This window comes from Kitasatospora sp. NPDC090091, assembly GCF_044747365.1.
In the GTDB taxonomy this organism is placed as follows: Bacteria; Actinomycetota; Actinomycetes; order Streptomycetales; family Streptomycetaceae; genus Kitasatospora.
On record NZ_JBIVDY010000010.1, the window covers coordinates 149,431 to 170,646 of the forward strand.

A 21,216-nucleotide genomic window follows, 5' to 3' on the forward strand; every position below is an offset into this window, starting at 1 on the left:
CAGAGCGGACGATTCGGGAACTTCGTTCCGGAGGACGCCTGCGAAGGTTCATCTTCAGTTGGGGTGTTAGTGACCGCCGTCGAATCCCGTCCCGCCGGGGTCACCGGGGCGACGCCTGCGCACCGGCCGTTCGGGGCCCGTGTCGGCGCATTCGTCGCACTGACCAAGCCTCGGATCATCGAGCTGCTGCTGATCACCACCGTACCGGTGATGTTCCTGGCGCAGCGCGGTGTTCCGGATCCGCTGCTGGTCCTGAAGGTGGTCGTCGGCGGCTACCTCTCGGCGGGCGGCGCCAACGCCCTCAACATGTACATCGACCGGGACATCGACGCGGTCATGTCGCGCACCGAGCGGCGTCCGCTCGTCACCGGCATGGTCTCGCCGCGCGAGGCGCTGGTCTTCGGCATCACGCTGGCGGTCGGCTCGACGCTCTGGCTGGCCGCGCTGGTCAACCCGCTGTCGTCGCTGCTGGCGCTCTCGGCACTGCTCTTCTACGTCTTCGTCTACACGCTGGGCCTGAAGCGGCGCACCGCGCAGAACATCGTCTGGGGCGGCATCGCCGGCTGCATGCCGGTCTTCGTCGGCTGGGCGGCGGTCACCAACTCGGTGTCCTGGTCGGCGCTGGTGCTCTTCCTCGTCATCTTCTTCTGGACGCCGCCGCACTACTGGCCGCTGTCGATGAAGGTGCGCGAGGACTACGAGCGGGCCGGCGTCCCGATGCTCCCGGTGATCAAGGGCAACCTGGCGGTCGCCAAGCAGATCGTCGCCTACTCCTGGGTGATGGTGGCCGTCTCGCTGGCGCTCTGGCCGCTGGCGGAGACCAGCTGGCTGTACCCGGTCTCCGCGGTGGTGCTGGGCGGCGCCTGGCTGAAGGAGGCGCACGGGCTGTACGCCCGGGCCAAGGCCGGGATCGTCGGCGCGAAGCTGAAGGAGATGCGGCTGTTCCACTGGTCGATCACCTACCTGACGCTGCTCTTCGTGGTGATCGCGATCGACCCGTTCGTGAAGTAGCCCTGCTTGTGAGGAAGAGCCCCGGTCTGCGGACCGGGGCTCTTCGTCGTTCCGGGGCCTCGTGCGCCCCTGGGCCCTGCGCGCCTCAGCGGGGCGGGAGCTCGGACGGGCCGACGTGGCCGTCCAGCCAGTCCTTGAGCGGCTGGGAGGCGCGCAGGAAGGCGGTGATCCGCTGGTAGGCCGTCCGGGTGCCGAGCCACTTCGCCGGCGGCCACTCCTGCCAGGCGATCAGCCCCTTGTGACGGAGCAGCTCGATCCGGGGGTGGTCCTTGGGGTAGCCGCGCGGGGCGGACTTCAGGCTGTCCCGGCCGACCACCTGCGGGCCGGCCGCGCGGACGGCGTCGATCACCCGCTCCAACTCGGCACCGGTGACGTCCTCGGCGACGGCCGCCCGGTAACGCTCCAGCTGGTCGGGCGCGAGCTGGTAGAGCCCGTTGCCGCAGGCCAGGCCGTCGGCGGAGAGCTGGACGTAGCCGCCGGCCGTGAGGTGGGCGCCGATGTGCGTCTTGTACGGGGACTTGTCCGCGCTGAACCGGACGTCGCGGTTGGGGCGGAAGATCTTCCCCGGCCCGAACTCCGGCTCCAGCTCGGCCAGCAGCCGTTCCATCGGCTCGCGGACGGCCTCTTCGTACTGCTCCTTGTGGGACTGCCAGAAGGTCCTGGAGTTGTCGGCCTCCAGGTGTTCGTAGAAGTCGAGGGCCTCGGCGGGCCAGCCTTGGAAGGTCACGCCACCAGTATGTGGCCCGGTGCACAGCCCGCTCCCGTCGCCAGCGCCGCTACCGATGGGTAGCATGCGGGCATGAGCAGCGCAGAGACCGCCACCCCCGCCGCGCCGGACGCCCGCGCCGAGCGCCGCGCCAAGCGCATCGCCAAGAACCTCACCAGCTTCGCCAAGCAGCACGGCGGCAGCGCCGACGGCGTCGTCGAGTACATCGGCGGCGTCGCCACCCGGATCGTCGTGGTCGGCGCGGACGGCGCCTGGGGCGACCAGGTCGCGCCGAGCTACGCGGTCGGCCGCCGGGCCGCCGAGCTGGCCGGGATCACCCTGCACGACGACTTCGAGGGCGAGCTGGCCCTCAAGGTGAAGACCGGCCCGTACGAGTGGAAGCGCATGGCCGGCATCCAGATCGGCGGCTGACCGCCGCGGTCGCACGAACGCCGCAGGGCCCCCGGTCTCGTCGACCGGGGGCCCTGCTTCGTTGTGTGTGTGGGGGATCAGGCCGCTGCGGGCTGGCGCTCGTCGGCGGGGCGGAAGGCCGCGGGCGCGCCGTCCGTGCGGACCCGCAGGGCGAGCGGGATGCGCAGCACGGCGATCCAGGTGAGCGCGGCGCCCAGCATGTGCAGGCCGACCAGGAGCTCCGGGACGTCGGTGAAGTACTGGACGAAACCGAGCACGCCCTGGAGCAGCAGCACCGCGAGCAGCTCCTTGGCCCGCGCCCGGGCCGCCGGCGGGGCCTTCACCGCGGCGAACACGAAGATCACCGCGACGGCGAGGCCGACCGACAGGAAGGCCAGGTCGGCGTGGACCTGCGCGAGGCGGTCGTAGTCGATCGGGATGCGCGGGACGATCTTGTTGTCCCGCGGGGTGCCCGGGTGGTGGCCGGCGCCGGTGACCAGGCTGCCGGCCGCGACCAGCAGGCCGACCACGGTGACCAGGACGTACGAGAGCTGGACGACCGGGCGGGCCACCGAGGGCTGCGCCGGACCGTCGCCCTCCTTGGCGCGCTCCCACATCAGCAGGGCGACCCAGACCAGCGCCATCGCGGAGATCAGGTGTACCGCGACGGTGTACGGGTTGAGGCCGGTCAGCACGGTGATGCCGCCGATCACGGCGTTGCTCATCACCAGCCAGAACTGCGCCCAGCCGAGCTTGGTGAGGCTGCGCCGCCAGGGGGTGGCGGACCCCTCGGCCGACGGCCGGCGGTGGCAGCGGGCGGCGAGGATGGCCCAGCCGACCGCTGCGCTCAGCACGTAGGTGAGCATCCGGTTGGTGAACTCGACGATGCCGTGGAAGCCCATCTCGGGGGTGGGCGTCAGGCTCTCGCCGGTGCAACGGGGCCAGGTGGTGCAGCCGAGGCCGGAGGCGGTGAGCCGGACGGCGCCGCCGGTGACCACGATCACCACGCTCATCACCAGCGCGGCGAACGCGGCGCGCCTGACCATGGCGGCGGACGGCTGCCAGCGCTCGGCGAGCAGGGAAAAGGGGGTACGCACGGGGTCAATCGTAGGCGGCCTTACAGGCGATCTTGGGGCGGGGCGGGGTGTGGTCGCGTCCGCCGTGGGTGCGCAGGTCCGCCCCGGCGAGGTGCGGGTCAAACGGGACTGTTCGGGCAAGGCGGTCATTGGTCTTGACCAATCGGCGGCTTGATCGAGAGAGTGCGCTTTGGTCCATACCATTCTGAGGTCTCGGGCCGCACCCACCCCCGCACCTCCCAGCGGAGATCCTGCACATGCGCATACCCGTACCCGCCGCCGCGCTCGCACTCGGCGGATCCCTCGCCCTGGCCGGCCTCGTCGCCCCGATCGCTCTCCCGGCCCCGGCGGCGCACGCCGCCGAGGCCGGCGCGCCTGCTGCGCAGTGCCGGAGCCTCGGCGTCGCCAACCTCTACGGCGAGTTCGTCGAGGGCGACGACACCCACACCCCGGACGCCGAGGGCGCGGTCGCGGTCGGCGGCAACGCCGACTTCACCGGCGGCTTCTCGGTCGGCCAGGAGCTCACCCCCGAGCAGGTCGCCGCGCTGCCGGGCGGGAACGCGCTGGTCGTGGCCGGCACCGTGACCGGGCACAACACCCAGGTCATGAAGGGCAACGGCGTCTACGGCGCGAAGGCCCCCGGCGCCGTGGTCGAGGCGCACCGGGGCCGGGTCGGCCAGGGCGCGTCGCCGATCGACTTCAAGGCCGAGTTCGCCGGACTGCGGGCCGCCTCCGCCGCGCTCGCCGCCGTGCCGCAGACCGCGGGGGCCACCGTCGAGGCCAAGGGCTCCGACCTCTACCTGGGCGGCGCCGACACCGAGCTGAACAGCTTCACCGTCGCCGCCGGGAAGCTCCAGGGCGCCACCGACGTCTTCGTGAAGGTCCCGGCCGGATCGGTCACCGTGGTCAACGTGACCGGCGACGCGTACGACATGGCGGCGGCGAGGACCACCGGCTTCCACCTCTGGGACGAGGGCCGGAAGGCCTACGTGCTGGACGACAAGCTGCAGAGCGCCGAGGGCGGGGCCGTCCGTGCCAAGCTGCTCTGGAACTTCCCGACCGCCGGCAAGGTGGTCAAGAACAGCGCGGCGGCCTGGGCCGGCACCGTGCTCGCGCCGAACGCCGCCTTCGACCTCGGCAGCGGCGGCCCGGTCAACGGCTCGGTGATCGCCAAGTCGCTGACCGGCAAGGGCGGCGCGGAGACGCACCACTACCCGTTCACCGGCTGCCTGCCGGCCGTCGTCCCGACGCCGACCGCCGTTCCGACCGTGCCCTCGGTGCCGCCGGTGGTGCCGAGCGGTTCGCCTTCGGCGACCGCGCCTTCGGGCACGCCGTCCACCTCCGGCAGCCCGTCCACGTCGGCAAGCGGGCGGCCGACCCCGGGCGTCTCGGGCAGCCCGTCGGCCTCCCTCTCGGCCTCCTCCTCGGTCTCCTCCTCGGCATCCGCCCCCGGGGGCGCGCCGAGTGCTCCCGCGAGCCCGTCCGCCACGCCGACCGCCGGTGGCAACCTCGCGCACACCGGCTCCGGCCCGGTCGTCCCGCTGGCGATCGGCGGCGCGGTCGTCATCGCCGCCGGCGGCGCGATCGTGGTGGCCACCCGTCGACGGGCGGCCAGGAAGGCCTGAGCGGTCCGCGGTTGACCGTTCCTACGCCCCGGTGGTCGGGTTCGGCCACCGGGGCATCGCTTTTTGGCCGGTGTGACGGAAACCGTTCAAGTTTGCCGATTCGGTGTTCTCCGAGGTCGCGGATGTGATGGGCTTCCGATGCACATCCGGGGCCGGGCGGACAGCCGAAATCCGGCCGTGCGGTGGGGTGTGGGAGGGCGCGGGAGTGCCGGTAGAGTCCCCCGGACAGTCGTAGCGGGCCACCGCCAGACCACTCAACACGCCTGCTGCGCAAGACCGTTCGGAGGAGACAACGAAATGGCGCGACAGCAGCGGCAGCGGGGGATCAGGGGCGCGGCACTGGCCGGGACGGCGGCGGCCGCCGTCCTGCTGCCCCTCGTCCTGGCGGGGAACGCCTCGGCACACTCGCCCAAGTGGCAGGTGACCTGCGACAAGATCGTCATCGACCTGACCAACTACAGCGACAAGGCGGGCGTGAAGAACGTCGTCAGCCTGACGGTCGACGGCGAGAAGGTGCTGGACCAGAAGGAGTTCGGCAAGGAGTTCCACCAGACGTTCCCGGTGAAGGACCACGACAAGCCGGTCAGTGCGACCTTCACGGTCACCACCACGGAAGACCCGAAGAACGGCGACTGGAACAAGAGCGAGACGAAGTCGATCGAGGTCTGCCACACGCCGACCCCGACCCCGACGCCCACCAAGACACCTACGCCCACGCCCACCCCCACGGTGACGCCCACCCCCACTGCCACCCCGACCCCGCCCCCCACCGGGACGCCCTCGCCCACCGCGACCGTCAGCCCGACGGCGACGGCGACCCCCACCCCGACCCGCACGCCCACCCCGGCGCCGACCAGCAGCACCCCGGCCCCGGTCCCCGCGCTCGCCGCGACCGGTAGCAGCGACGCCACCCCGCTGATCGCCGCCGTCGGCGGCGGCGTCCTCCTCCTCGGCGGCGCCCTCGTCCTCGTCGCCCGCAAGCGCCGCAGCAGCAACGAGAGCTGACACCCACGATCAGTACCCCAGTGGCCCCGCGCTCGCCGGGTGGTTTCTAGAGGCCACTGCGCTTCTCCCTCGGGCACGGAGCAGGAAGTCGGCGTGGCCGACTTCCTGCTCCGTGGCTGGGGCAGACTTTCGGCCTTGTGGCACTGGCTCGATGCATCCGGGGGAACCGAGCGAGGGGTCGCGAGGTCAGGGGCACGTGCCTCAGTGGCGCAGGTGGACCTGGACGAGGGCGTGGTGGCCGTTGGTTCGCCACGAAGTCCCCGAGCTGTCCAGTCGGGTGGCGGTGGTCGCGTCGAGGCCGACGATGACGTCCGACTTCAGGGTGCGCAGGGCGGCGACGGAGCAAGGGAAGTGGCTCGCGGCCTCGGCGAACGGCGTCGTGGGCGGCCACATCTGGTCGCCCACCAGGCGGCGGTAGTTGAGGTCGCCCTTGAGGATCGCCATCGATGCTCCGGCGAGCTCGGTCCGCAGGTCGACGGGCATGTCGTCGAACGGCAGCGGCGCGCAGAAGAACGGGTGCGTGCGGATCGTGAGGTCGCCGAGGTTCATCGCCTGCCACAGCCGTCGCCCGATCGCCTCCGCCGGGCCAGAGGACGAGGCGCGCAGGCGTTCCACCGTGGCGAGGACGTCGTTCATGGTCGCGTCCGACACGAAGTACGGCTGCGGCTTCACGTACAGGACGACCTCGGCGGCAAGGCCGGAGGCCAGGAGATGGTCGATGAGGATGAGGTCCGGAAGCAGTTCCCGGCCGGCGTTGTCCGCGACGACGCAGATCCGCCCGCCCCGGGCCCGGGCCAGCTCTGCCCAGAGCGCCGCGGTGTCGTCGGCGACCAGGTCGGAAGCGGCCGACCCGGCGGCCTCCGCAGTGATCCGGAAGCTGAGGTCCGCCCGATTGCCCCAGAGGGCGGATGACAGCAGTGCCTCCGCCCGCCGGGACGCCGGCAGGCCGTCGAGCTCGCTCAGGGCGGCCAGCTCGTCGTCCACCGCCGAGCCGGCGAGCTCCGCGTTCTTGAACGGCGCGAACGGGTCGACCCCCTGCCACACACCGGGCCGAAAATAGCCGGTCGCGTCCAGCAGCCTGCGGTAGAAGTAGCTTTCGGCCCACAGGAACGGCGCCTCACCCCAGGGGCGGCCCCACAGATCCTGGCCCCACTCCTGCCACTGGGCGTAGTCGTGGGCGCTCTCCGCGAGCGGTTCGAGCACACCGGTGGTGCTCTCCGTGAGAAGCCGTTTGACCGCAGCCCGCTCGCCGGGACCGTACGGCAACGCGTCGAGCACCTGCTCGATGAGCTTGGGGTGACGCTCGTGAAAGACCCCCCAGGCGAACGACCCCGGGACGTCAATACGGATCACAGGCGCGGTCGGCACGTGGGAGCTCGTCTCTCTCGTCATCATCAGCGGCCTCGAACCGGAGCAGGGCCGGCCCGACGCTACTACCGACGAGGACGAGCTTCTGGTCGGGCAGGCCGCTTCCTCGGGAGCTTCATATGCGGAGCAGGAAGTCGGTGTGGCCGACTTCCTGCTCCGCGCAACCGAGTACGCGGTCTCATGCGCGCCGCGTATTCGCGCAGAAATATCACGCTCGGATCATCAGTGGTCATCATGGGTGACCGGCCGGGCTGTAGGTGCGAGAGCACCGCTGCCTACAGGATTTCGGCCGATTCCGACCGAGGCATCGTGCTTGACGCGTTCGACCGGCGCAGCAGCACGCTGTCTCGCTTCAACGGTGCCCTGCTGGGCTTCCAGCAGGGCACCGCAACGGAAGGAGTACGAGTGGCCGAGCACGTAACGCCGCAGTCGACCAGGGACAGCCTGCTGGTCGCAGTTGAGGAGCTGGTGGTCGTTCAGGACCGCTATGACAGCCTCCGGTCCGACAACGCCGGGAGCTCCGGCGATGCGCCGTGGCCGGGCGGTGACGGCAACCTGCACGACGCGGAGTAGCGCCGCTGCGAGGGCCGGGCGGCTCTGCTCGGCCCTCGCAGACCACCCGGACCAGCTCAGCTGATCGCCTCGTCCCAGGAGGAATGATGAAACATCGATTGATCCGCACCATCGAGACGACTTTCGGATGGAGCGGCGCGGAACAGCTCGGACGGTCCTTCGTTCGAGGAAGCACGGACGACGTCGAACTGCTGTCGCGCTTGCTGACGCCCAACCGCCTGCTCGACATGGTCATGCGCCGCAGCCTGTACCGCCCGCAGTTCCGGGTGTTCCGAGAGGGCGAGGAGGTTCACCCCGCCGTCTACTTCACCGACAGTGTGAGCCCGAGGGGCCAGAGCATTCCGATGGTGAACATGCACAGCCTCGGTCGGCTGCTGAGCGAGGGGGCCACGATCATCCTCGACCAGGCCAATGTCTTCGATCCGACGATGGAGGCGGCCTGTCGGGCACTGCAGTGGTGGTCGCAGGAGCGGGTCCAGGTCAACGCCTATCTCACGACGAACGAGGCGTCCGGATTCCCCTTGCACTGGGACGATCACGACGTAGTGATCATCCAGCTCGCGGGCGAGAAGGCGTGGGAGGTGCGCGGCACCTCCAGGAACGTGCCGATGTACCGGGATTCCGACCCCAACACGAGTCCGAGCGAGGAGACGGTCTGGTCGGGGGTGATGCGGCCGGGCGACGTGATGCACATTCCCCGCGGCCACTGGCACCAGGCGACCCGGAACGGCAGCGGCTCGGGTACGAGCCTGCACGTCACCTTCGGGATCACCAAGCGTACGGGGGCCAGTTGGCTGGCGTGGCTCGGCGACTGGTGCCGCGAGAACGAGCTCTTCCGAAAGGACTTGGACCGTCGGCCCGGCGCGGCGACGGCGGAGCTTGTCGTCGCGGCCGGCCGTTTGATCGAGGAACGGCCGCCGGCGGACTTCCTGACCACCTACGAACAGACGGTCGGGCCGACCCGGAACGTCCCGTACCTCGACATCCTTGGCCCGCTCGATGCCGTCGTGTGCACCACTCACTTCCGGCCTCGCATCCGTGAGAACGGCGACGTCGCCGACGTGTTCGCCTCCGGGAAGAAGCTGACGTTCGCGGCCAAGGCACTGCCCGCCCTGCGGCTGCTGCTCTCCGGCCGGCCCGTTGACCTGCATGAGGCCGCGACGAGCGTCGGATCCGAGGTGGCCGAGCTCGCCGAGATCCTGGTGAAGGAGGATGTGTGCGCCCTGCTCACCCCCGAGTTGTCCTCGGGCTACATCGGTCTCGTCACCAACGAAGCCTCCTGACCGAGGCATTGAAGCTGGGCGTCGATGCGGTCGACACCAGCTTCAACTACCGGGGCTTCACGTCGCACAGCACGCTGGCGGCGGTCGCGGGCGACCTGCTTCCCCATCTGTCGCTCTCCACCAAGGTCGGATACTTTCCGGCACCGGGCGGGGCCCGGCATTCCCTGTCTCCCATCCTTCTGCGACGAGCCTTGGAGCAGACCGACCGGGAGCTCGGCCGACCGCCCGAGGTGGTCTTCCTCCACAACCCGGAGGCCTCCGTACAAGACGCCTCCGACCGGTCACGGGACACCCTGGCGGCAGCCTGCGAGGCTCTTGCCACGGCGACGGCGGACGGGCTCTGTGGGACGTGGGGCATCGCAACATGGAACCCGCGGGTCCTTGCCGGCCTCACCGACGGCTACTCGGTGCCGAGGCCGTCGGTTCTGATGGTCCGCGCCGGCCTTCTGGTCGGCGTGACCGTCCTGGACGCAGCCGAGAGCCTCTCTGCGAGGTGGGGCCTTTCCCCGGAGGCTCTGTGGGGAATGAGCCCGTTCGGGGGCAATGCTGCGGAACCCGTCTGGGACGCCGTGGACCCGAGGCTCTTCCTCAAGAGATCCGAAACAGGCGTCTCACGGGTGCAAGCCGGTTTTCGGGTCTCGTTCCTCCTGCCTCGGGTGGCCTCCGTGGCCGTTGGCACCGACGACCCGGCCCACCTCCGGCAGCTGAAGTCCTGTCTGCACCACGAGGTCGACGAGGAGATGGTGGTCCGTTATCGAGAGCTTCTTCGCATGCGCAGCGGGAGTCAGGCGCTCTGAAGCTCGCTGACGATGCGCGCGGCCTCCCGTCGAGCGGGCTCGACCCGGGGGTCGTCAGGGTGGGCGTCAGCCCCGGCGAACTTCGCGAACACGAAGAGCGTCATCACCTTGCCGTCCCGGCTCTCCAGGTCGTCACGCCGTTCCGACCGCACACGGTCGGCGAGAGTCGGGACGGCGAGGGAGGCCCCCAGCAGCGAGGCGGAGTCCAACCCGCGCGGTGCCATTCCCCAGTCCTCCCAGTCGAACAGGCAGAAGTGCGGAGCTGTGATGTTCGCCCAGTTGAGATCGGCGTGTGCAGGGCTCCAACGGCGAATCGTCGTGTCGGCTCGGGTGGGAAAGGCGGTCTGAACCGTCGTCGTGACGAGCGTCTGGGTGATCACCTCGGTGTCCGGTGTGGCGACGCGGGTCGTGTCCTGGCCGGCGAGAGCGTCCAGCGACGTGGTCAGCGATTGCCACCAGGCCTCCGGAAGCTGCGGATCGGTGGCGAGCACGCTGGATCCGATCGGTGGTCCGGGCAGCAGGCCGGTTTCGTCCGCGCGCCACATCGTGGCCTCGACCGGGTCGCGCCAGGAAACCGACTCCTGCCACTCGGGCTTGGCGATGCCGCCCAAGGCAGAGGCGCACTCGGTACCGTTCCAGCCTTGCCCAAGGATCTTCTCCACCGGTCGTCGCTCGATGCGAACCCAGGAGTCGCGGTTCGTGCGTGCCCCGATGGATCGGCGCTTGCGGACCAGCGTGTTCCGGTCGAGGTGGACGTGAAGGGATCTTTCGACCCGATCGAGTACGTCACCGATCGGTGCGATCCGAAGGTCCGTCGCGCGGCCGTCGGTTGGCGTCATGGAAGCGACCGTAGCAGCGTCAGCGGTCTCGCGGGCCGCTTCGTCGGCCACTCCCGTTCGGTTGACGGATTCCGTGGTCAGGAGGCCCCGTCAGTGTCCCAGGCCGGTCAGGTCCAGGATCGCCCGAATCAGGGCTTCCGGGTCCTGCAGGTCGTCCAGCACCCGGTCGGCCCCGGCCGCTGCAAGATCCTCGGCAGGGGTAGTGCCGGAGGCCACGGCGATCACGAAGGCGCCACCCTCAAGCCCGGTTCGGACGTCCTCCAGGGAATCTCCGACGATCACAGTGTTGGAGCGGTCGAACCGGATGCCGTACCTGGTCCGGGCTCGACGTTGGGCAACCGCGACAAGAGCCGGCCTGTGCGAGTCGTCGGAGGCGTAGCCGCCGATGCTCGGATCGACCAGATCACCGAGGCCGAACGCGGAGAGCTTGATGGTGGCGCTCTGCTGGAGGTTTCCGGTGACCACCGTGGGGATCAGCACGGGATGCGCGTGAACGGCTTCCAGGGCAGGTCGCGCTCCTGGCATCAGTCGGCCGGTGGACTGAAGTGCCGGAATCCGGTCGGAGAGGAGGAGTGGCAGCCTCTCTACGATCTGCGTGGCGCTCGCCTCGATGCCCTCCTGCGGTACACCGTTGGCCAGGAGCAGTTCGCGAACTGCGAGGGGCATGGTCGTTCCGGTCCCGCGCTTCGGCAGCGAGGCGGGCTCATGGCCGACGACCTCCGTGAACGCCTCGCGGTAGACGGCCCGATCGGTCTCGCCGACGTAGAGCAGTGTTCGATCGATGTCCCACAGGACGAGGACGCGGGTGCTCACGATTGCGGCTCCTTGGGGGTGATCACGAGCTTCGAGCGTTCCACAAGCTCGGCGGCGTGCGGGCCGGGAAGCGCCTGCACGCCATCGATCATGTCTATGAGATGGTCGGCCAGGCGTGAAGACCGGACGTTCGCTGCGAGTGTCAGTGCCGATTCAGCAGCAGCGAGGCCACCTTCGGCGTCGCCGCTCAGCAGGTGGGCGGACGCCGCCCGTGAGGCGAACAGCGCGCGGGTCCGCGCATCGGCTGGGTTCAGCGTGGAGTCCGCGGCCTCGAAGAAGCCGGCGGCTTCGCGGTACTCACCGAGTTCGAGGCGGCAACTGCCCGTCTGTCCGAGAACCTCTCCGGGGTTCATCCAGTAGAGCCATGTCGGATCTTGTTCGGACGGCCCTTCTGCGGCGAGCGAGGCAGCCACGCCGAGGGCTCGGAAGCAGGCCTGACGCTCGCCGAGCTTGGCGTGACCGCGCGCCTGGCGGGTCAGCAGCATTGCCTCCAGAGCGGGCGACCGGATGGTTCGAACCTTCTCCCTCGCGGCTTCCATGGCGGTGACGGTGTCGTGCGGATCTCCTGCCGAGTAGCCATGGATCGCCAGGTAGGAGAGAGTCCCGGCGCCCAGCCGCGGGTCGCCCGAAGCGTGGGCTGCTCGCAACGCTGCCAGTAACACGCGTTGTGCTTCGGAGTGATGGCCCGCATCGAAGTAGAACCACCCCAGCTGGGTGGCAGTGTCGGCGGCGATCCCCGCGAGGCGGCGTCCGGTGGGCTCGTCGTAGGCCGCGTTCTCCAGCGTGGAGACGACGACCGCAAGGTGGGTCCGGGCCAGGCTTGCGAGTGTTCCGCTTCCGTTGCTGGCGTCCATGGTCCGCAGGGCATCGATCGTTCCCTGGAGGTGATCGACCAGTGTTGGCGTGACCCGGGAACCGTGCAGCGCCCGTTCCAGAGGGCCTGGGTCCTCTGCGGTCCACTGATGGATGAAGGCCGAGAGCGCTGTGCCGGAGAGAACGAGAAAGCCGCGACGATCCAGACCCATGATGGGCCCCCCTTGAGCCGCGTCGTGCAGTGCCCTCACCATACGGCTCGTCGTCCACGGTCGGGCGGCGTCCTCGTGAGGTGCGAGTGAACCCGGAACCACGCCACTCGACGAGCCGGGAAGCGTTGCCCGCAAGGGGAGCGCCACCAACTCGGCGGGAACGTTCAGCCCATTCAGGAACTCGACGATCCGATCGATGCGGGTCAGCCGGACCCGTCCTGCTTCCAACCTCGACAGGTATCCCTGGCTCAGGCCGGTCAGTTCTGCCAGCTCGGACTGTCGGAGGGGGACGAGCTCCCGTAATCGCCGACTCAACCGGCCGAAACCCGACTCGGCGAGTGCCGACCGTACCTCGCGATCGCGCCAGACGCTGCTCGGTACGGCCGGGGGAATAAGCGGCGGAGCGACCCTTCCGCACGGGCTGCAGACCTCCCTGTTCGGGTTGTACCTACTGAGCCTGCACCCACAGCGTTCGCACCGATGCTTGCCCACCGGTCTCCTTCCACGACGAGACGCACACTCACTCAGGCACGTTACTGAGGCCAGCCACTCGGAGTGAGGAGAACGTGTCGGAGTCGGCCAGTTAGGCGTTGGGCTGCCGCCGCAGCTGGAGCAGGAAGAGGCCCTGCAGACGCCCGAGGGTCCTGAGCGCCGAGCCCGTCGGCCGCGAACGGGTCCGCCCCGCTCGCCATGGACGGAGTGGTGAGGAAAACCGCCGTACCGAACCGGGTGCCAGCACGCTGGGCGACCGGTGCGAGGTCCGGCACGGTGGACGTGAACGGGGACGGACACCAGGAACAGGGGAGAGCGATGAGGGTACGTGCGGGGGCCGCAGCACTGTGGGCGGGAATGTGCGTGGTGGCGGTGTCGGGGTTCCTCCCGTCGGCGGCCGCTGCGGAGCGGGTGTCGGCCGCGCCGCCCACCGGCGTCAGGGAGGGCATCGAGCAGGCGGTCGCGGACGGATTCCCGGGAGTCGTGGCATACACCAGGCGCGGAGAGCGGGAGTCACGGGTGGCGGCCGGGCTCGCGGACACGGCGAGCGGCGAGCGGGCCCGTCCGGACCAGCGGTTCCGGATCGCCAGTAACACCAAGTCGTTCGTGTCGACGGTGCTTCTCCAACTGGAGGGCGAAGGGCGGCTCTCGCTGGACGACAGCGTGGAGAAGTGGCTGCCCGGTGTGGTCCGGGGAAACGGCAACGACGGCCGGACCATCACCGTTCGGCAGCTGCTCAACCACACCTCGGGCATCTACGACCCCACCACCGAGCCGGAGTTCTTCGCCCCCTATCTGGAGCGCCAGGACCGGGACTACGTCTACACCCCGCGGGAGGTGATCGCCCGTGCCGTCCGGCACAAGCCGCTGTTCGCGCCCGGCGAGCGCTGGAACTACTCCAACACCAACTACCTACTCGCCGGTCTGGTGATCGAGGCGGCCACACACCACAGCGCACCCGCCGAGATCCGTCGGCGGATTCTCGACCCGCTCGGCCTCAAGGACACCTCCTTCCCGCTGACCGACCCAGCCATTCACGGCCCTCATCTGCACGGTTACGACCTCAAGGGACAGGACGTCACCCGATTCAGCCCGTCGTACGACTGGACCGCCGGCGCCATGGTCTCCACGGTCGACGACCTGGCCCGATTCCACCGGGCCCTGTTCGCCGGCAAGCTGCTGCGCCCCGCCCAGCAGCGCGAACTCCTGACCACGGTGCAGTTCCCCGACATGCGGGCGGCGTACGGACTCGGCGTGCAGCGCATGGACCTGCCGTGCGGCTCGGGGCCGGACACCAGGACGCCGGTCGGTGTCTGGGAGACCGACGGCGGCGGACCCGGGTTCACCAGCATCTCGCTCACCACCGTCGACGGTGAGCGACAGCTGGTCCTCGCCGCCAACGTCTTCGACCTCGGGGCCGACCTGAGGAACGGCGAGAGCATCCCCCGGAGTACGGGACTGGTGAAGGCGCAAGTGGCAGCCCTGTGCGACTGACGCGGCTCACGCTGCAGGTGCCCACCGCATGGCCCGCACGGCTATGCGGTGGGCTGGGTGTAGTGGTCGAACTGGCCGGCTTTGATGGCCTGGAGGAGCTTGGCGAAGTTGGTGGGGGTGGTGCGGAGGATGGTGGTGGCGTCGTCGGATTCGCGGAGTTCGATCAGGTCGTTGGCCGTGCGTACCTCGACGCAGTCGGCGTTTGCGCCGGAGTAGCTGGACTTCTGCCAGGGGGTGTCAGGCATCCGGGGCCTCTCGGGAAGTTGAGTCCGGGATTGGCGTAGGAAGTCGGCGGATCCGACTTCCTACGCCGGGTGAGGTGATGGGTGTTCAGCGGGTGTGGTGGTCGAACTGGCCGGCTTTGATGGCCTGGAGGAGCTTGGCGAAGTTGGTGGGGGTGGTGCGGAGGATGGTGGTGGCGTCGTCGGATTCGCGGAGTTCGATCAGGTCGTTGGCCGTGCGTACCTCGATGCAAGCGTTATTGGCACTGGAGTAGCTGGACTTCTGCCACGCGGGACTAGCCATTCTTGCTCTCGATCTCCTTCTTGATGGACAGGATGAACTCGCGTGAGTCCTCTTCGGTGAGGGCTACGGACGCCATGCGAGTCAGGATCTCCCTGTAATTTGCGAGTTGCGCCGGAGCATCGAGTAGAAGGTGGCCGTAGCTGACGTCCATCTGGATGGTGTCGAGCTCTGGGACCGGGCCTCTTGCATAGGTGAAGTTCTCGCTGGGGCCGGGAAGGGACTCGATCTCGAACGGCACGACGCGAACTGTGATGCTCTGGCTTTCGGAGTCCTTGATGAGGGAATCGAGCTGTTCGGCAAGAACCGTCGGCCCGCTGAACTGCATGCGGAGCGCAGCTTCGTGGATGAAGGCCGAGTACGTGGTTTTGCCGGACCGAACGACGTTCTGCCTCTGAAGGCGGAATGCCAGCCTGGTATCGACTTCATGCTGGGGCAGCGGCGGGATCGCCCGATTGAAAACCGAGGTGGCATACGCCTTGGTTTGAAGCAGTCCTGGAACGAAGGTGATGGTGTAGGTGACGATCCCGTCCGCGTAGCCTTCCAGCTCTGCCACATCGAGGAAGGCTGCGCCCAGGGTTCCCCGGTACTCGTCCCACCAGTTCCTCGTCCGCTCGGCTGCCACGCCGGCGAGGGCATCGATGAGCGGCTGGTTGGTGCACTTGCATGCCGCTGCGAAGCTCCGGAGCCTGTCTGCGCTGACACTGCTCTTCCCGGTCTCCAGCTGGGTTACGTGGGCGGCACTCACGCCGAGCGTGCGGGCGAGTTCGCTGCCACCGAGGCCGGCTTGTTCTCGCATCCTTCGCAACTCGGCACCCAGGCGGCGCTGGCGGAGGGTCGGGTTGTGGCGACCGGGCATGGTGTCCTCTCGGCGTCTCGTGGGATCAGTCTGCCGCTCTGCTCGTCGGCACGGCCATCCGTCCCCCTGGGGAGGTAACTTCCCGGATCGCTACTTAATTTTAGGTAGCTGTGCGCTATGGTCTTCATCACAGCGATCCGACGGATCGTCAGTAACGCCTGTCTCCTTGGCAGTAGGCGCCTGCTGCCCTCGCACCGCAGAGCAGCCATGCGCGGCATCAACCAGCCCCGCTCTGGCTCGGCTCACGGCGATGTCTCCGCCGGATCACCTCGCACCCCACCTCTCTCGGAGGTTTCCCATGTGTGCCCTCAATCCGTCCAACCCGCCCGACTGGTCCGCCGCCAGGGACGAGCTGCGTGACGTCCTCACCGCCGCCGGCTGGCCGGACGACCTCATCTCCGACGCCGAACTCGCCCTGCACGAGCTGTTCGTCAATGCCTGGAAGCACGGAGGCGACCCCGCGCCGACCGTGGTGGTCGTCCTGTCCGCCGACCGCACGGTGCGCGTCTCCGTTGCGGACGGCAGCCCGGTGCTTCCCGCGCCCCGCCTCTCCGCCGACCCCTACGAGGAGTCCGGCCGGGGCCTGCACCTCGTCCGCTCGCTCACCCACCGCTTTGGTGCGGCCCCGCGCAGACGCGGCAAGGGCAAGTGCGTCTGGTTCGAGCTGGACCGCGCCGCGTGAGCGCCCGCCGATGAACACCGGTACCGCGAACTTCCTCGTCGGCGCGGCGCTCCTCACCCTGCTCGCGCTCGCCTTCGTCACGGTCGCTCTCGGCGTCGTCACGGCCCTCAAGGTCAACGACGTCGCCCCGGAGCCGATCACCCCCCACGGCCGGTGGGAGCTGCGCCCGCTTCCCGACGGCACCCACGAGTACGCCTGGATCGCCAGGCAGGCCGGTCACTACGGTCCCGAGATCCCGAGGCCGCCCAGCGCGACCGGCCGCCACCGCATACCGACCTGAGTCGCCAACGCGAAGGCCCCCGCCCACCAGGGGCGGGGGCCTCGCGGCGTAGCTCGAACCGGGCTACTCCCAGCGGAAGAAGCGGGCCGCGGCGGCCAGAGCGACGACCGCCCAGCCGCCCAGGATGCCGAGGTCGGCCCACGGCACCCCGGCGCCGGTCTGCAGCACCGACCGCAGACCGTCGGAGAGCGCGGCGATCGGCAGCAGCTCCAGCACCGACTGCACCGCCGCCGGGAACTTCGACAGCGGGACGATCACCCCGCCCGCCAGCAGCAGCAGGATGAACACCAGGTTCGCCGCGGCCAGCGTGGCCTCCGCCCGGAGCGTCCCGGCCATCAGCAGGCCGAGGCCCGAGAAGGCCGCCGTCCCGAGAACCAGGAGCGCCAGGACACTGAACGGGTCGCCCTGCGGGGACCAGCCCAGCGCCAGCGCGATCGCCGACAGCAGCGCCACCTGAAGCGCCTCCGTCACCAGCACGCACCCCGTCTTCGCGGTGAGCAGCGCCCACCGCGGCAGCGGGCTGGCGCCCAGCCGCTTCAGCACCCCGTAACGCCGCTCGAAGCCGGTGGCGATGGCCTGCCCGGTGAAGGCGGTGGACATCACGGCCAGCGCCAGCAGCCCCGGCGCCAGGAAGTCGACCCGCTTGCCGGGCCCGTCCACTGCGACGATGTCCACGGCCGAGAAGAGCACCAGCAGCACGGTCGGGATGACGACGGTGAGCAGCAGCTGCTCACCGTTGCGCAGCAGCATCTTCGTCTCGAACGCCGTCTGGGCGAGCAGCATCCGGCCGACGGGCGCGGCGCCCGGCTTGGGGGAGTAGTCCACGGAGGTCACGAGCGCAGGTCCCGTCCGGTCAGGTCGAGGAAGACGTCTTCGAGGCTGCGGCGCTGCACGGCGAGCCGCTCGGGCAGGATGCCGGAGGCCGCGCACCAGCCAGTGACGGTGGCCAGCAGCTGCGGGTCGACGGGCGCCTCGATGCGGTAGCTGCCGGGGGCGGGCTCGGTGGCGGTGGCGCCCTCGGGCAGCTCCTTGAGCAGCGGGCCGAGGTCCAGGCCGGGCGGGCCGTCGAAGCGCAGCGACGACTCGGCGCCGCCGCGGCAGAGCTCGTCCGTCGTCCCCTCGGCGATCACCCGGCCGTGGTCGACGACGGCGACCCGGTCGGCCAGCTGCTCGGCCTCGTCCATGTGGTGGGTGGTGACGACCACGGTGACGCCGTCCCGGCGGAGGTCGCGGACGAGGTCCCAGGTGGCGCGGCGGGCCTGCGGGTCGAGGCCGGCGGTGGGCTCGTCCAGGAAGACCAGCTCGGGGCGGCCGACCACGGCCATCGCCAGGGCGAGCCGCTGCTGCTGGCCGCCGGAGAGCCGGCGGTAGGTGGTGCGGCCGCAGGAGCCGAGGCCGAGCCGCTCCACCAGCGCGTCCACGTCCAGCGGGTGGGCGTGCAGCTTCGCGGTGTGCCGGAGCATCTCGACGGCGCGGGCGCCCGCGTACACGCCGCCGGACTGCAGCATCACGCCGATCCGGGGGCGCAGCGCGGCGCTCTGCGTGACCGGGTCGAGGCCGAGCACCCGGACGGTGCCGGCGTCGGGGCGGCGGTAGCCCTCGCAGGTCTCGATGGTGGTCGTCTTGCCGGCGCCGTTGGGGCCGAGCACGGCGGTGACGGCGCCGCGGGCGATGGTGAGGTCGAGACCGTCCACCGCGGTCTTCTCGCCGTAGCGCTTGACCAGCCCGGTGATCTGGACCGCGGGTTCGGAATGCATACCGGCGAGTCTAAGAGGGGTGAACACGGCGCCCCGCGCCGAGGCCACGTCGACGCAGGGCAGACGCACGGCAGGCGCGCGGCAGACGCGGGGCCGCCCCCGCCCCACCCCACCCCGTAGCTGCGCAGGTCAGCCCGCTGCGGCCCGGTGCGGCCCCGGCGCAACCGGGTGCGACGGCCCCCACCGTGATCGTTTTCGCAGGTCAGGTAAGCCTTACCTGCGTGACAGATGACACGAGTGAGGCCTGCATCACGGCTTGTCCTGTCGGAAGTAATTACGCAACACTGGTGTTGTGAAAAACATGCGCGAGCACGCCCCGCAGGAGGAGGCCGAGTCGGCCCCCGGCTGCGCCGTGCCCGCGACGGCGGCCGAGGTGCTGCTGGAGGGTCACCGCGCGACCCGGGACCGGGTCGCCCGTTCGATCCTCGACCACGGCCCCTCCTCCGCCGCCGACCTGGCGACCAGGCTCGGCCTCACCACCGCGGCCGTCCGCCGCCACCTGGACGGACTGGCCGCCGCCGGCCTGGTCGACGCCCGCGAGCAGCGGGTGTACGGCAGCCGGGGCCGGGGCCGCCCGGCCAAGGTCTTCGCCCTCACCGACGCCGGCCGGGACGCCTTCTACCAGGCGTACGACCAGCTCGCCGCCGACGCGCTGCGCTGGATCTCGGACGCCGTGGGCGGCGGCAAGGCCGGCGAGGAGGCGGTCGCCGCCTTCGCCCGGGCCCGGTTCGGGCGGCAGGGCGAGCGCTACCTCGACGCCGTGCGTCAGGCCGAGGCGGGGGAGCGCGCCGAGGCGCTCGCCCAGGCGCTGAGCGCCGACGGGTACGCTGCCACGGTGCGGCGGGTCCCGTCGGCCGCGGCGAAAGCCCCGGCGGGCGCCCAGCTCTGCCAGCACCACTGCCCGGTCGCGCACATCGCCGAGCAGTTCCCGCAGCTGTGCGAGGCGGAGACCGAGGTCTTCTCCCAGCTGCTGGGCACCCATGTGCAACGGCTGGCCACGATCGCCCACGGCGACGGGGTCTGCACCACCTATGTGCCGGCACCCGGTGCCGCATCGTCGCCCACCCTGCGTTCCGCGGGCGGTTCCGATGCAGTGCCGACTGCCGGTACGTCCACCGAAGACTCAGCGTCCGCGCGTTAGGAAGCTCGCATGACTGACACCGTTTCGCACCCGGAGCTCGAAGGCCTGGGCACCTACGAGTACGGCTGGGCCGACCCGGACACCGCGGGTGCCGCTGCCAAGCGCGGTCTCAGCGAGGACGTCGTCCGCGACATCTCCGCGAAGAAGAACGAGTCCGAGTGGATGCTGAACCTGCGGCTCAAGGGCCTCAAGCTGTTCGGCAAGAAGCCCATGCCGACCTGGGGCTCCGACCTCTCCGGCATCGACTTCGACAACATCAAGTACTTCGTCCGCTCGACCGAGAAGCAGGCCGAGTCCTGGGAGGACCTGCCGGCCGACATCAAGGCGACGTACGACAAGCTGGGCATCCCGGAGGCGGAGAAGCAGCGCCTGGTCGCCGGTGTCGCCGCGCAGTACGAGTCCGAGGTCGTCTACCACCAGATCCGCGAGGACCTGGAGGAGCAGGGCGTCATCTTCCTGGACACCGACACCGCGCTGCGCGAGCACCCGGAGATCTTCAAGGAGTACTTCGGCACCGTCATCCCGGCCGGCGACAACAAGTTCGCCGCGCTGAACACCGCGGTGTGGTCCGGCGGCTCCTTCATCTACGTGCCGAAGGGTGTCCACGTCGACATCCCGCTGCAGGCCTACTTCCGGATCAACACCGAGAACATGGGCCAGTTCGAGCGGACGCTGATCATCGTCGACGAGGACGCCTACGTCCACTACGTCGAGGGCTGCACCGCGCCGATCTACTCCTCCGACTCGCTGCACTCCGCGGTCGTCGAGATCATCGTCAAGAAGGGCGGCCGCTGCCGCTACACGACGATCCAGAACTGGTCGAACAACGTCTACAACCTGGTCACCAAGCGCGCCGTGGCGTACGAGGGCGCGACCATGGAGTGGATCGACGGCAACATCGGTTCCAAGGTCACCATGAAGTACCCGGCCGTCTACCTGATGGGCGAGCACGCCAAGGGCGAGACCCTGTCGATCGCCTTCGCCGGCGAGGGGCAGCACCAGGACGCCGGCGCCAAGATGGTCCACATGGCGCCGAACACCTCCTCCAACATCGTCTCCAAGTCGGTGGCGCGGGGTGGTGGCCGCACCTCCTACCGCGGTCTGATCGAGATCGGCGAGGGCTCCAAGGGCGCCAAGTCCAACGTGCTCTGCGACGCCCTGCTGGTCGACACCATCTCCCGCTCGGACACCTACCCGTACGTGGACGTCCGCGAGGACGACGTGTCCATGGGCCACGAGGCGACGGTCTCCAAGGTCAGCGAGGACCAGCTCTTCTACCTGATGAGCCGCGGCATGACCGAGTTCGAGGCGATGGCGATGATCGTCCGCGGCTTCGTCGAGCCGATCGCGCGTGAGCTGCCGATGGAGTACGCGCTGGAGCTGAACCGGCTGATCGAGCTGCAGATGGAGGGCTCCGTCGGCTGACGAGCAGCCGCACGCAGTCCTTGTCCGCATTC

General features: G+C 69.8%; 23 protein-coding genes and 1 pseudogene. 12 read left to right on the forward strand and 12 right to left on the reverse strand.

All coding sequences use genetic code 11. The features are described 5' to 3' along the window. Positions 1 to 69: 69 nt before the first annotated feature. Positions 70 to 1,011, forward strand: coding sequence for a heme o synthase (locus ACIPSC_RS19200; protein ID WP_400826987.1), 942 nt, complete (start codon positions 70 to 72; stop codon positions 1,009 to 1,011). A gap of 85 nt (positions 1,012 to 1,096) precedes the next feature. Here the strand turns inward: ACIPSC_RS19200 and ACIPSC_RS19205 are convergent, their stop codons facing one another. Then, positions 1,097 to 1,738, reverse strand: coding sequence for a DUF2461 domain-containing protein (locus ACIPSC_RS19205; protein WP_400826989.1), 642 nt, complete (start codon positions 1,736 to 1,738; stop codon positions 1,097 to 1,099). 72 nt (positions 1,739 to 1,810) lie between these two features. Here ACIPSC_RS19205 and ACIPSC_RS19210 point away from each other — a divergent pair, with 72 nt between their 5' ends. Further along, positions 1,811 to 2,149 (forward strand): hypothetical protein, encoded by a 339-nt coding sequence (locus ACIPSC_RS19210; protein WP_400826990.1) that lies wholly within the window; start codon positions 1,811 to 1,813, stop codon positions 2,147 to 2,149. Between the two features lie 77 nt (positions 2,150 to 2,226). Here ACIPSC_RS19210 and ACIPSC_RS19215 read toward each other — a convergent pair whose 3' ends face one another. After that, positions 2,227 to 3,234, reverse strand: coding sequence for a heme A synthase (locus tag ACIPSC_RS19215; RefSeq protein WP_400827179.1), 1,008 nt, complete (start codon positions 3,232 to 3,234; stop codon positions 2,227 to 2,229). A gap of 227 nt (positions 3,235 to 3,461) precedes the next feature. On the opposite strand from ACIPSC_RS19215, the gene ACIPSC_RS19220 reads away from it, so the two are divergent. Together ACIPSC_RS19220 and ACIPSC_RS19225 are read left to right on the forward strand one after the other, a co-directional pair. Continuing rightward, the gene (locus ACIPSC_RS19220) at positions 3,462 to 4,829 is read left to right on the forward strand and encodes a choice-of-anchor A family protein (protein ID WP_400826992.1); all 1,368 of its coding nucleotides are present in this window, start codon (positions 3,462 to 3,464) and stop codon (positions 4,827 to 4,829) included. 297 nt (positions 4,830 to 5,126) lie between these two features. Continuing rightward, positions 5,127 to 5,834 (forward strand): LAETG motif-containing sortase-dependent surface protein, encoded by a 708-nt coding sequence (locus ACIPSC_RS19225; protein ID WP_400826994.1) that lies wholly within the window; start codon positions 5,127 to 5,129, stop codon positions 5,832 to 5,834. Between the two features lie 201 nt (positions 5,835 to 6,035). On the opposite strand, the gene ACIPSC_RS19230 is transcribed toward ACIPSC_RS19225, so the two are convergent. Continuing rightward, a complete protein-coding gene (locus ACIPSC_RS19230) occupies positions 6,036 to 7,202 on the reverse strand; it encodes a damage-control phosphatase ARMT1 family protein (protein WP_400826995.1) in 1,167 nt (388 codons plus the stop codon). A gap of 405 nt (positions 7,203 to 7,607) precedes the next feature. On the opposite strand from ACIPSC_RS19230, the gene ACIPSC_RS19235 reads away from it, so the two are divergent. From ACIPSC_RS19235 to ACIPSC_RS19245, 3 genes are all read left to right on the forward strand, one after another. Beyond that, positions 7,608 to 7,775 carry a hypothetical protein gene (locus ACIPSC_RS19235; RefSeq protein ID WP_400826996.1) on the forward strand — a complete coding sequence of 56 codons (168 nt, stop codon included), beginning with the start codon at positions 7,608 to 7,610 and terminating at the stop codon, positions 7,773 to 7,775. An 86-nt stretch (positions 7,776 to 7,861) separates the two neighbouring features. Then, on the forward strand, positions 7,862 to 9,058 hold the full coding sequence (locus ACIPSC_RS19240) for a JmjC domain-containing protein (protein ID WP_400827181.1): 1,197 nt from the start codon (positions 7,862 to 7,864) through the stop codon (positions 9,056 to 9,058). Between the two features lie 8 nt (positions 9,059 to 9,066). Then, positions 9,067 to 9,855, forward strand: a complete 789-nt coding sequence (locus ACIPSC_RS19245; RefSeq protein WP_400826997.1) for an aldo/keto reductase — start codon at positions 9,067 to 9,069, stop codon at positions 9,853 to 9,855. Here ACIPSC_RS19245 and ACIPSC_RS19250 read toward each other — a convergent pair. The 4 genes and pseudogenes from ACIPSC_RS19250 to ACIPSC_RS19265 all read right to left on the reverse strand — a co-directional run. Then, positions 9,843 to 10,694, reverse strand: a complete 852-nt coding sequence (locus tag ACIPSC_RS19250) for a hypothetical protein (RefSeq protein ID WP_400826998.1) — start codon at positions 10,692 to 10,694, stop codon at positions 9,843 to 9,845. The genes ACIPSC_RS19245 and ACIPSC_RS19250 overlap by 13 nt on opposite strands. Before the next feature lie 90 nt (positions 10,695 to 10,784). Further along, positions 10,785 to 11,507, reverse strand: coding sequence for an HAD family hydrolase (locus ACIPSC_RS19255; protein ID WP_400826999.1), 723 nt, complete (start codon positions 11,505 to 11,507; stop codon positions 10,785 to 10,787). Beyond that, positions 11,504 to 12,532 (reverse strand): XRE family transcriptional regulator, encoded by a 1,029-nt coding sequence (locus ACIPSC_RS19260; RefSeq protein ID WP_400827194.1) that lies wholly within the window; start codon positions 12,530 to 12,532, stop codon positions 11,504 to 11,506. Before ACIPSC_RS19260 ends, ACIPSC_RS19255 begins: the two co-directional genes overlap by 4 nt. Before the next feature lie 153 nt (positions 12,533 to 12,685). After that, positions 12,686 to 13,324 (reverse strand): annotated as a pseudogene (locus tag ACIPSC_RS19265) (helix-turn-helix domain-containing protein); the annotation flags it as partial. Positions 13,325 to 13,342: 18 nt separating this feature from the next. On the opposite strand from ACIPSC_RS19265, the gene ACIPSC_RS19270 reads away from it, so the two are divergent. Then, positions 13,343 to 14,518 carry a serine hydrolase domain-containing protein gene (locus tag ACIPSC_RS19270; protein WP_400827001.1) on the forward strand — a complete coding sequence of 392 codons (1,176 nt, stop codon included), beginning with the start codon at positions 13,343 to 13,345 and terminating at the stop codon, positions 14,516 to 14,518. Positions 14,519 to 14,559: 41 nt separating this feature from the next. On the opposite strand, the gene ACIPSC_RS19275 is transcribed toward ACIPSC_RS19270, so the two are convergent. The 3 genes from ACIPSC_RS19275 to ACIPSC_RS19285 all read right to left on the reverse strand — a co-directional run bounded on the left by ACIPSC_RS19275 (position 14,560) and on the right by ACIPSC_RS19285 (position 15,899). Further along, positions 14,560 to 14,763 carry a DUF397 domain-containing protein gene (locus ACIPSC_RS19275; RefSeq protein ID WP_400827002.1) on the reverse strand — a complete coding sequence of 68 codons (204 nt, stop codon included), beginning with the start codon at positions 14,761 to 14,763 and terminating at the stop codon, positions 14,560 to 14,562. A gap of 85 nt (positions 14,764 to 14,848) precedes the next feature. Further along, a complete protein-coding gene (locus ACIPSC_RS19280) occupies positions 14,849 to 15,043 on the reverse strand; it encodes a DUF397 domain-containing protein (RefSeq protein WP_400827004.1) in 195 nt (64 codons plus the stop codon). Continuing rightward, positions 15,036 to 15,899, reverse strand: a complete 864-nt coding sequence (locus tag ACIPSC_RS19285; RefSeq protein WP_400827005.1) for a helix-turn-helix domain-containing protein — start codon at positions 15,897 to 15,899, stop codon at positions 15,036 to 15,038. Before ACIPSC_RS19285 ends, ACIPSC_RS19280 begins: the two co-directional genes overlap by 8 nt. A gap of 298 nt (positions 15,900 to 16,197) precedes the next feature. Here ACIPSC_RS19285 and ACIPSC_RS19290 point away from each other — a divergent pair, with 298 nt between their 5' ends. Continuing rightward, positions 16,198 to 16,581 (forward strand): ATP-binding protein, encoded by a 384-nt coding sequence (locus ACIPSC_RS19290; RefSeq protein ID WP_400827007.1) that lies wholly within the window; start codon positions 16,198 to 16,200, stop codon positions 16,579 to 16,581. A 10-nt stretch (positions 16,582 to 16,591) separates the two neighbouring features. Beyond that, on the forward strand, positions 16,592 to 16,861 hold the full coding sequence (locus tag ACIPSC_RS19295) for a hypothetical protein (RefSeq protein ID WP_400827008.1): 270 nt from the start codon (positions 16,592 to 16,594) through the stop codon (positions 16,859 to 16,861). A 63-nt stretch (positions 16,862 to 16,924) separates the two neighbouring features. Here ACIPSC_RS19295 and ACIPSC_RS19300 read toward each other — a convergent pair whose 3' ends face one another. Continuing rightward, positions 16,925 to 17,644, reverse strand: coding sequence for an ABC transporter permease (locus ACIPSC_RS19300; protein WP_400827182.1), 720 nt, complete (start codon positions 17,642 to 17,644; stop codon positions 16,925 to 16,927). 47 nt (positions 17,645 to 17,691) lie between these two features. Next, positions 17,692 to 18,618, reverse strand: a complete 927-nt coding sequence (locus ACIPSC_RS19305) for an ABC transporter ATP-binding protein (protein ID WP_400827010.1) — start codon at positions 18,616 to 18,618, stop codon at positions 17,692 to 17,694. Between the two features lie 301 nt (positions 18,619 to 18,919). Here ACIPSC_RS19305 and ACIPSC_RS19310 point away from each other — a divergent pair, with 301 nt between their 5' ends. After that, entirely contained in the window at positions 18,920 to 19,759 is an 840-nt protein-coding gene (locus ACIPSC_RS19310) for a helix-turn-helix transcriptional regulator (protein ID WP_400827011.1), read from the forward strand. Positions 19,760 to 19,768: 9 nt separating this feature from the next. Further along, entirely contained in the window at positions 19,769 to 21,184 is a 1,416-nt protein-coding gene (gene sufB / locus ACIPSC_RS19315) for a Fe-S cluster assembly protein SufB (protein ID WP_313765939.1), read from the forward strand. Positions 21,185 to 21,216 lie beyond the last annotated feature (32 nt).